Origin of the sequence: Piscicoccus intestinalis NBRC 104926 (genome assembly GCF_001515525.1) — a bacterium.
Classification (GTDB): domain Bacteria; phylum Actinomycetota; class Actinomycetes; order Actinomycetales; family Dermatophilaceae; genus Kineosphaera; species Kineosphaera intestinalis.
Map to the genome: position 1 here is coordinate 1 of NZ_BCNQ01000179.1, position 8,593 is coordinate 8,593.

11 protein-coding genes are annotated in these 8,593 nt (G+C 73.6%); 3 read left to right on the forward strand and 8 right to left on the reverse strand.

Annotated elements, in window-relative coordinates; all coding sequences use genetic code 11:
* Positions 1-48 precede the first annotated feature (48 nt).
* From PINTE_RS19045 to PINTE_RS19060, 4 genes are all read right to left on the reverse strand, one after another.
* Positions 49-1,035 (reverse strand): carbohydrate kinase family protein, encoded by a 987-nt coding sequence (locus PINTE_RS19045; RefSeq protein WP_068433869.1) that lies wholly within the window; start codon positions 1,033-1,035, stop codon positions 49-51.
* Between the two features lie 262 nt (positions 1,036-1,297).
* Positions 1,298-1,648, reverse strand: coding sequence for a HesB/IscA family protein (locus PINTE_RS19050; RefSeq protein ID WP_068433871.1), 351 nt, complete (start codon positions 1,646-1,648; stop codon positions 1,298-1,300).
* A 150-nt stretch (positions 1,649-1,798) separates the two neighbouring features.
* The gene (locus PINTE_RS19055) at positions 1,799-2,977 is read right to left on the reverse strand and encodes a glycerate kinase family protein (RefSeq protein WP_068433873.1); all 1,179 of its coding nucleotides are present in this window, start codon (positions 2,975-2,977) and stop codon (positions 1,799-1,801) included.
* 110 nt (positions 2,978-3,087) lie between these two features.
* On the reverse strand, positions 3,088-4,470 hold the full coding sequence (locus PINTE_RS19060) for a dipeptidase (protein WP_068433875.1): 1,383 nt from the start codon (positions 4,468-4,470) through the stop codon (positions 3,088-3,090).
* A gap of 96 nt (positions 4,471-4,566) precedes the next feature.
* Between PINTE_RS19060 and PINTE_RS19065 the strand changes: the two genes are divergently transcribed.
* From PINTE_RS19065 to PINTE_RS19075, 3 genes are all read left to right on the forward strand, one after another.
* Positions 4,567-5,148 (forward strand): DUF3043 domain-containing protein, encoded by a 582-nt coding sequence (locus tag PINTE_RS19065; RefSeq protein WP_068433876.1) that lies wholly within the window; start codon positions 4,567-4,569, stop codon positions 5,146-5,148.
* 87 nt (positions 5,149-5,235) lie between these two features.
* Positions 5,236-5,616, forward strand: coding sequence for an ArsR/SmtB family transcription factor (locus PINTE_RS19070; RefSeq protein WP_068433878.1), 381 nt, complete (start codon positions 5,236-5,238; stop codon positions 5,614-5,616).
* On the forward strand, positions 5,613-6,710 hold the full coding sequence (locus PINTE_RS19075) for a cation diffusion facilitator family transporter (protein WP_068433880.1): 1,098 nt from the start codon (positions 5,613-5,615) through the stop codon (positions 6,708-6,710). The genes PINTE_RS19070 and PINTE_RS19075 overlap by 4 nt, the downstream gene beginning before the upstream one ends.
* On the opposite strand, the gene PINTE_RS19080 is transcribed toward PINTE_RS19075, so the two are convergent.
* From PINTE_RS19080 to PINTE_RS22245, 4 genes are all read right to left on the reverse strand, one after another.
* Positions 6,680-6,880 carry a hypothetical protein gene (locus PINTE_RS19080; RefSeq protein ID WP_068433882.1) on the reverse strand — a complete coding sequence of 67 codons (201 nt, stop codon included), beginning with the start codon at positions 6,878-6,880 and terminating at the stop codon, positions 6,680-6,682. The two genes, PINTE_RS19075 and PINTE_RS19080, sit on opposite strands and share 31 nt — an antisense overlap.
* Positions 6,881-6,900: 20 nt before the next feature.
* Positions 6,901-7,092 (reverse strand): hypothetical protein, encoded by a 192-nt coding sequence (locus PINTE_RS19085; RefSeq protein WP_157087379.1) that lies wholly within the window; start codon positions 7,090-7,092, stop codon positions 6,901-6,903.
* A gap of 165 nt (positions 7,093-7,257) precedes the next feature.
* A complete protein-coding gene (gene cobA, locus PINTE_RS19090) occupies positions 7,258-8,433 on the reverse strand; it encodes a uroporphyrinogen-III C-methyltransferase (RefSeq protein ID WP_068433886.1) in 1,176 nt (391 codons plus the stop codon).
* A partial coding sequence (locus PINTE_RS22245; RefSeq protein ID WP_174524030.1) for a nicotinate-nucleotide--dimethylbenzimidazole phosphoribosyltransferase occupies positions 8,426-8,593 on the reverse strand: 168 nt, incomplete at its 5' end. The genes cobA and PINTE_RS22245, both read right to left, overlap by 8 nt.

Below are 8,593 nucleotides of genomic sequence, written 5' to 3' on the forward strand. Positions count from 1 at the left end.
CCTGGCGGGCCGGTCGGAGGCGGCATCGGTCGCGGGCGCGGCGCCGCGTCAGTCGATGAACGACGGGAGGTGGGCGGCGACCTCGTCGGCGGCCTCGTCGCCGTAGGCGGCCCGCAGCCGCGCGACGAAGCCGGGCATCGAGCCCTCGTACTCCTGGGTGCCCACGGTCTCCAGCACCTGGGTCGCCAGGGTGGCCCCGACCTGGCCGCAGCGCTCGTGCGGCAGCTCCCAGGCCAGGCCGGCGAGGAAGCCCGCGCGGAAGGCGTCACCGACTCCGGTCGGGTCGGCGATGTGGGCCGGCGGCACCGCCGGCACGTGGATCGGCTCCTGGCCGCGGGTGAGGATCGTCGCGCCGTCCTTGCCGCGGGTCGTGACCCGGGTGGTCACCTTCGCGGCGATCTCGTCGGCGCTCCAGCCGGTCTTCTGCTCGATGAGGTGCGACTCGTACTCGTTGGTGAACAGGTACGTCGCGTCGTCGACGAGCTTGCGGATCGCCGGGCCCTCCATGAACGCCAGCTGCTGGGAGGGGTCGGCGGCGAAGGCGTAGCCGCGGGCGCGGCACTCCTGGGTATGGCGGACCATCGCGAGCGGGTCGTTGGGGGCGATGACGACCATGTCGAGGCCGCCGACCCGGGCCGCCACCGGCTCCAGCTCGATCTCGCGGGCCTCGGCCATCGCGCCGGCGTAGAACGTGGCGATCTGAGCGAGGTCGTCGTCGGTGGTGCACACGAACCGGGCGGTGTGCCGCGAGTCGCTGATCCGGATCCCGCGACAGTCGACGCCGTGCCGCTCCAGCCAGGCGCGGTAGTCGGCGACGTCCTCGCCGGCCGCCCCGACGATGACCGGCGACAGGCCGAGCACGCCGAGCCCGAAGGAGATGTTGCCGGCCACTCCCCCGCGGCGGATGTCGAGGTCGTCGGCCAGGAACGACAGGGACACCTTGTCGAGCTGGCCCGCGATGAGGGAGTCGGCGAAACGCCCGCGGAAGGTCATGAGGTGGTCGGTCGCGATGGACCCGGTGACAGCGATACGCACGCGCCACAGCCTATCGAGGCCGCGGTCGGCCTCCGCGCAGGCCGACCCGCCTCACCCGCGGCCCGCCCGCCCCGCTTGCGGCGCCACCAGAACCCCGAACGACCGCGAGAACTGCGAGTCGTGGTCACAACTGCTGTTCGTGCTGCAGTTCTGACCGTGACTCGCAGTTCTCACGGTCGTTGTGGGGGCGGCTCCGGCGGCCCCGGCTCGCTCGGTTGGCTCGGCTCGCTCGGGCCGGTCGGCCTGGCGGACCTCAGCCGGCTCAGCTGAAGGAGTCGCCGCAGGCGCAGGAGCTGCCCGCGTTGGGGTTGTCGATGGTGAAGCCCTGCTTCTCGATGGTGTCGGCGAAGTCGATCGTCGCGCCGTCGAGGTAGGGGGCGCTCATGCGGTCGACGACGACCTCGACACCGGCGAAGTCACGCACGGCGTCGCCGTCGAGGGTGCGCTCGTCGAAGTAGAGCTGGTAGATCAGGCCCGAACAGCCGCCCGGCTGCACACCGACGCGCAGGCGCAGGTCGTCGCGGCCCTCCTGGTCGAGCAGGCTCTTGACCTTCGAGGCGGCCACATCGGTGAGCAGCACGCCGTGCGTGGAGGTCTGGTCCGAAACGGTCATCGTGTGTGGTCCTAACTGTGCGGTTGCGTGGCGGGAGAGTCTAAGAGGTGCGGTTCGGTCCGACACGTACTGTCGAGAACCGACAACCACCGCGCGATGTTCCCAGGGTCGCACGGGCGCAGGGTCGGCTGCCAGGGCCTCGGCCGGAACTCACCCGGCGCGTCGCCCCGGCGGCGGCGACCAGGTGCGGGCGAGCCGTTCCGCGCGAGCGGCCAGGGAGCCGACGGGGTCGGCCATCGCGGAGGCCACGTCGACGGGTCGTTCGGCGACGGCGTAGGCGCCGGCGACGCCGGTCGACATCGTCTCGCGGCGGCCGACCTGCACCTGCCCGGCCAGCACGACCGCCGGCAGCCCGAGCCGGGCCGCGGCCTGGGCGGCCCCGGTCGCGACGCTGTCGCGCAGCGACGCCCAGTCGAAGCAGCCCTCACCGGTGATGACGAGGTCGTGGCGGCGCAGCAGCGCGTCGAAGTCCCACGCGCGCATGACGAGATCGACCGCGCTGGTGCGGGCGCCGCCGAGCATCATCAGCGCGTAGCCGACGCCGCCGCCGGCACCGGCTCCGGGCTCGCGTTCGATGCGCCGGGGCAGCCCGGTGAGCAGGTCGGTCGGCGGGGGCAGCACCCGGTTGACGAGGTCGGTGAACTGCCCGAGGCGCAGCTCGAGTTCCTGGGCCTGCGCGGGGTCGGCGCCGCGGCCCTCCGCGCCGAGCGCCGACGTGCCGTGGAAGCCGAGCAGCGGCAGCGTCTCCTCGGTCGCGACGACGAGATCGACCCCCGCGAGCCGCCCTGCGAGCTCCGGCAGGCCCGCCAGCGATTCGACGCTCAGGTCGCTGAGCGCACCGCCGCCGCCGCTGAGCGCGAACCGGTCGCCGCCGCCGAGCGCGGCGAGCAGACCGGCTCCGCCGTCGTTGGTGGCGGCCGAGCCGAGCCCGACGACGATGCGGTCGGCGCCCTCGGCCATCGCCGCCTCGATCAGCTGCCCGACCCCGTAGGAGCTGGTCAGCATCGGTTTGCGTTCGTCGGCGTTGAGCAGGTGCAGCCCGGCGGCCTGCGCCGACTCGACGTAGGCGGTGCGGCCCGGGCCTTCGTCGACGAGCAGCACGGCCGCGGGCACCGGCCGCCCGAGCGGGTCGGAGACGGTGACGGCCACCGTCACTCCCCCGAGCGCCTCCTCGACCACGTGGAGAAAACCGGTGTCGCCCTCGGAGAGAGGGGCCAGCGTCAGGTCGTCGTGGGGCGCGCCGCGCCGCCACCCGGCCGCCATGGCCTCCGCGGCCTGGACGGCGGTCAGAGTGCCGGTGAAGCTCTCCGGACAGAACAGGACGCGCACCGTCTCATCGTGCCAAACCCCTGGTGCGCGCGGAAGCGGGCCTCGTCGCGGCCCGCGTCCACGAGCCGGGCGGCCGCACGGCCGGCGTCACGTCCGGCTCACTTTGGGCGTCACGTCCGCAGGGCGCCGAGCCGCTCCAGCAACACCGCCTCCGCGAGGCAGACCCGGGCGAACTCGGGCACGTGCAGGCTCTCGTTGGCGCCGTGGGCCCGGGTGTCCGGGTCCTCCACGCCGGTGACCAGGATGCTGGCCTGCGGAAACGCCTCCGCGAACTCGGCGATGAACGGGATCGACCCGCCGATGCCGGCCTCGACCGGCTCCGTCTGCCAGGCGTCGGCGAAGGCCGCGCGGGCCGCATCCACGTAGGGTCCGTCGGTCGTCGTCGTGAACCCGCGCCCGGAGTCGGTGGGCGTGACCTCGACGTGCGCGCCCCACGGGGCGTGCGCGCGCAGGTGCTCGGTGAGCACCTCGACGGCGTGCTGCGGGTCCTCCTCCGGCGCGATCCGCATCGACAGCTTGGCCCGGCACACGGGCGTGAGCAGGTTCGCGGCCTCGTCGACGCTCGGGGCGTCGATGCCGATGACCGTCAGCGCGGGTTTCGTCCACAGCCGCGACGCCAGGGTGCCCTCGCCGAGGAATTCGACACCGTCCAGCGCGCCCGACTCCGCCCGCATGCGCTCGGGTGGATAGTCGACCTGCGCGTCGTCGCGCTCGATGAGCCCGGTCAGGGCGAGCGATCCGTCATCGTGGTGCAGCGTGGCCAGGAGCCGGCACATCGCGGTGATCGCGTCGGGCACGAGCCCGCCGAACATCCCGGAGTGCACGCCGTGGCGCAGGGTGCGCAGCTCGACGACGACCCGCAGGTTGCCGCGCAGGGTCGTCGTCAGCGCGGGCGTGCCGATGTCCCAGTTGCCGGAGTCGGCGATGACGAGCGCGTCGCAGGCCAGCGCCTCGTGGTGCTCCGCGAGCAGGGCGGGCAGGCTCTCCGAGCCGGCCTCCTCCTCCCCCTCGACGAACACGACGACGTTGACCGGAGGCTGTCCGTCGAAGACTCGCAGCGCCGCGACGTGCGCGAGGATGCCCGCCTTGTCGTCGGCGACGCCGCGGCCGAAGAGCCGGTCGCCGCGCGGGGTGGGCTCGAACGGCGGCGTGTCCCAGTCGGACTCCGCCCCGGGTGGCTGCACGTCGTGGTGCGCGTAGAGCAGCACGGTCGGGGCGCCGGGTGGGCCGGGCACGCGCCCGATGACCGCCGGGTGACCGTCTCCGGCACGCACCACCTCGACCTGCGCCCCGGCTCCCCGCAGCAACTCGGCGACCCGATCGGCGCTGGCCGCGACGTGCGCGGCGTCGAAGGACGGCAGCGAGACGCTGGGGATGCGGGCCAGGTCGGTGAGGTCGGACAGGACCTGCGGCATGAGGTCGTCGACCCGCGCACGCAGGGCCGCCAGTCGCGACGGGTCGAGGTCGGGCGGGGTCGGCTGGCCGGTGCTCATGCGGGCAGGCTACCGACGACCCGCCGCGACCGCTGCCGCTGCCGCCGTGTCGTGAGGGCGTCACAGGGCCGACGGACGCTCGACTAGGGTGGGGGCGTGTTCGGACGCAAGAAGAATGAGCAGACGACCGCGCCCGAGGAGACGGCCGCGGCGCCCGGGCGACCGGGGGCCAAGAACCGACCCACGCCGACCCGTCGCGAGGCGGAGGCGGCGCGGCACAAGCCGCTGGTGCCCACCGACCGCAAGGCCGCGAGCGCCGACTCGCGCAAGCGCGAGCGGGAGCAGCGGGCCAAGATGCGCGCCGCGATGTACGCCGGTGAGGAATGGGCGCTGCCGCCCCGCGACCGCGGCCGGCAGCGGGCGTTCATCCGCGACGTCATCGACGCGCGCTGGAACCTCGCGGAGTTTCTGCTGCCGGTCATGCTCATCGGCCTGCCGGTCAGCCTCATTCCGAACCGGACCGCCATTCTCACCGGCTACTTCATCGTCTACGGCGCGGTGCTGCTCGCCCTGCTCGACGACTTCTTCATGTGGGCCGCGGTGAAGAAGCGGGTGCGCGCCAAGTTCGGCGAAGACCCCGAGAAGGGCTCGCTGTGGTATTCGATCTCCCGCTCCATGCAGATCCGGCCCGGTCGCGTGCCGCGGCCGCGAGTCGCGCGCGGCCAGTACCCGAGCTGAGGTCGAGCACTCCCCCTGTCCCGCGCCGTCGGCAACAGCCGGCTCCGACCCGTTGTCGGCGGCGATCGGCCCGCCTACTATTTGCGCATGCGCGAAAGTACGCAATCGGTCGGGGACGACGACCTGGTCGCCGACGCGGTCGAGGTGTTCCGGCTGCTGGCCGACGAGACCCGCGTGCGGCTGCTGTGCCGCCTGCTCGACGCCGAGTTGTCGGTCGGCGAGCTCGCCGAGAGGGTGCAGCGGCCGATCCCGGCGGTCTCGCAACACCTGGCACGGTTGCGGCGGGCGCGCGCCGTCGCCACCCGCCGCGAGGGCAACCACATCTACTACCGGATCGCGAACGATCACATCTCCCAGCTGGTCATCGACGCGCTGCGGCATTCCGAGCACGGGCGCGGCGGCGTGCCTCGGCACCACCGTCAGGAGACGCCGGCGGCGCGGGCCGAGGCGACGGGTCCGACGCGATGAGCGTGCCGGAGCCCGAGCATGCGGCTGACGCGCACGGTCGCGACCCCCGGCCTCATGAGCACGAACACTCGCACGGGCACTCACATGGGCACTCGCACGGGCAGGGTTTCTGGGGTGGGCTGCGGCACGCGCTGACGCCGCACGCGCACGACGCCTCGGAGGCGATCCAGACGGCCGAGGATTCCACCCGCGACGGCATCCGCACCGCGTGGATCGGGTTGGCCGGGATGACGGCGACCGCGCTGGCTCAGATCGTCATCGTCGCGGTCTCCGGTTCGGTGGCCCTGCTGGCCGACACCATCCACAACATCGGGCACGCGGCGACGACGATCCCGCTGATCTTCGCGTTCTGGCTGGGCCGACGACCGCCCAGCAAGCGGTATCCGTTCGGCTATCGGCGTGCGGAAGACCTCGTCGGGCTGTTCATCTCCCTGGTCATCGCGGGCTCGGTGGTGCTCATCGTCTGGGAGTCGGTCGACGCGCTGCTGCACCCGCGCCCGCTGACGAACCTGGGCTGGGTGTTCGCCGCTGGCGTCGTCGGGTTCGTCGGCAACGAGGCGGTGGCGGTATACCGCATCCGCACCGGACGGCGGATCGGTTCGGCGGCCCTCATCGCCGAGGGGCAGCATGCCCGGGCCGACGGGTACACCTCACTGGCCGTGGTGGCCGGTGCCGTCGGCGTCGCGCTCGGGCTCCATCGGGCCGACGCGATCGCGGGTCTGCTCATCGCCGTCGCCATCACGGGGATCCTCGTCAATTCCCTGGTGCTCGTCGTGCGCCGGCTCATGGACGGCATCGAACCCCAGACGGTCGACGCGTTGCGCGCGGCCGCACTCCGGGCCCCCGGCGTGCACGATGTCGGTGCGGTGCGTGCCCGGTGGCTCGGGCACCGCATGGAGGCGGACGTGACGATCAGCGTCGACCCCAGCCTCGACGTGCGGCTGGCCCACGACATCGCCGACGAGGTCGAGGCTCGCATGCGCCGCGCGGGGCGCCACCTGGATCGCGTCTGCGTGCACGTGCACCCGGCGGCGACCCCGCAGGCTCAGCCGCGGGCCGGATCTCAGGCGGGGTCCAGCGGCATCGGCCCGTAGGCGACGACGCCCTCCTCGTACAGGGTGACCGCGGCGACCCCGGCGTCGGCGAGGTCTTCCCACGACTCCGAGAGCCACGCTTCGGCCTCCCCCTGGGTGGGGAAGGTGCCGGTCGGGGCGCCCTCGACCGGGTTTCCGTCGGAGTCGAGGCTTTCCCAGCGCCAGCTCATGTCGATCCCGTCCTTCGCGCTCAGGCGGACGTGCTGCGGGTGATGTCGATGCGCGCACCGAAGGCGCTGGCGGTGGCCCGCGCGGCACGGCCGGTGCGGTCCGCCGAGCGGGCCAGCGACTGCGCCGACAGGCCGGGCGCGACCGCCATGCTCACGCCGAGAGCGGCCAGGCCCACGACCCGGGCCGACTTCCACATCACTGAATTGTTCATCGCGCTCTGACCCCCAGTTGTGCATCGATGACGGCGCTGACGCCGAATGACCGCGCCCTTTCCCCCGAGCCGGTCACCCGGCCAGGATAACTGGACGCCCGACCCACAGGGTAACGGTTGTCGACATCACGAATCGGGTTGCGAGACAGCCTTCCTCGTAAGAGATCAGGCTCGGGCGCCGGCTTGCCCGGCGAATTGTGCGACGGCGCCGACAACCGTCACCGCGGGGGCGGAGACCCCCGGTGGGATTCGGCCTGCCGACAGCTGCCCGAGCGTGGTGGTGGCGACCCGTTGGCGGGTGGTGGCCGCGTCCATGATGCACGCCACCGGCGTCTGGGCCTCGCGGCCGGCGGCGACCAGGGCGGCCGCGATCCTCGGCAGCGTCTCGACACCCATGAGCACGACGATGCTCACGCCGCTCGCGGCGAGCGACGCCCAGTCGACGGTGCTGCGCGGGTCGTCGGGGGCCGCGTGGCCGGAGATCACCGCGAAGCCCTGCACGAGGCCGCGATGGGTGACCGGCACCCCGGCCAGCGCGGGAGCCGCGACGGCGGAGGTGACGCCGGGGATGACGTCGACCGGCACCCCGGCCTCGCGGCAGGCGAGCACCTCCTCCATGCCGCGCCCGAAGACGAACGGGTCGCCGCCCTTGAGCCGCACCACCTTCCGCCCCGCGCGGGCATGGTCGAGGAGCACCTCGTTGATTCGTTCCTGCGGGGTGAACCGGCCGCGCGGGATCTTCGCCACGTCGATGACCTGGACGTGCGGGCCGAGGTCGCGCAGCACCTCCAGCGGGGCGAGGCGGTCGACGACGACGACGTCGGCGTCGCGGACCGCCTCCAGGCCGGCCAGGGTGAGCAGGCCGGGGTCGCCCGGCCCACCTCCGACGAGGGTGACGCTGCCGACAGTCCGCGCCTCGCCCGTGGGGCCCGGCGTGGGGCCCGTCGAGGGATTCGGCGTGGGGCCCGGCGAGGCACCGGCACCGGCTCCGGCTCCGGCTGCGCGGCGATACGTGTCGGCCTGCAGGTCGGCGACGAGGATGCCGGCGCGGTCGGCGTCGTCACGGACGCGCTCGAGGGCCTCGTCCTCGGGCCCGCCGGTGGGGCAGGCGACGACGAGCGCGATCCCGGTCAGGTCGGCCGGTGCGTAGGTGCGGGCGTGCCAGGCGAGGGCGCCGCGCTCGGCGAGGTCCTGGATCGACGTCGCGACGCTCGGGGCGACGACGGTGATCGCCGCCTGCCGATCGAGCAGGCGCCCGACGAGACCCAGGGCCTTGGCGGGGCCGCCGACGAGCAGCACGTCGCGCCCGGCGAGGCGCAGCTGCGCTCCGAGGTCACTCATCCCGCCCGGCCACCCCGGCGCTCTCGAAGGTGGCGCCCTCGTGCACGACCCGCGCCGCGGCCTGGATGACCGGGACCGCGAGCACCGCGCCGCTGCCCTCGCCGAGGCGCATGCCCAGATCGAGCAGGGGGCGCAGGCCGAGCTCGGCGACCGCGAGCCG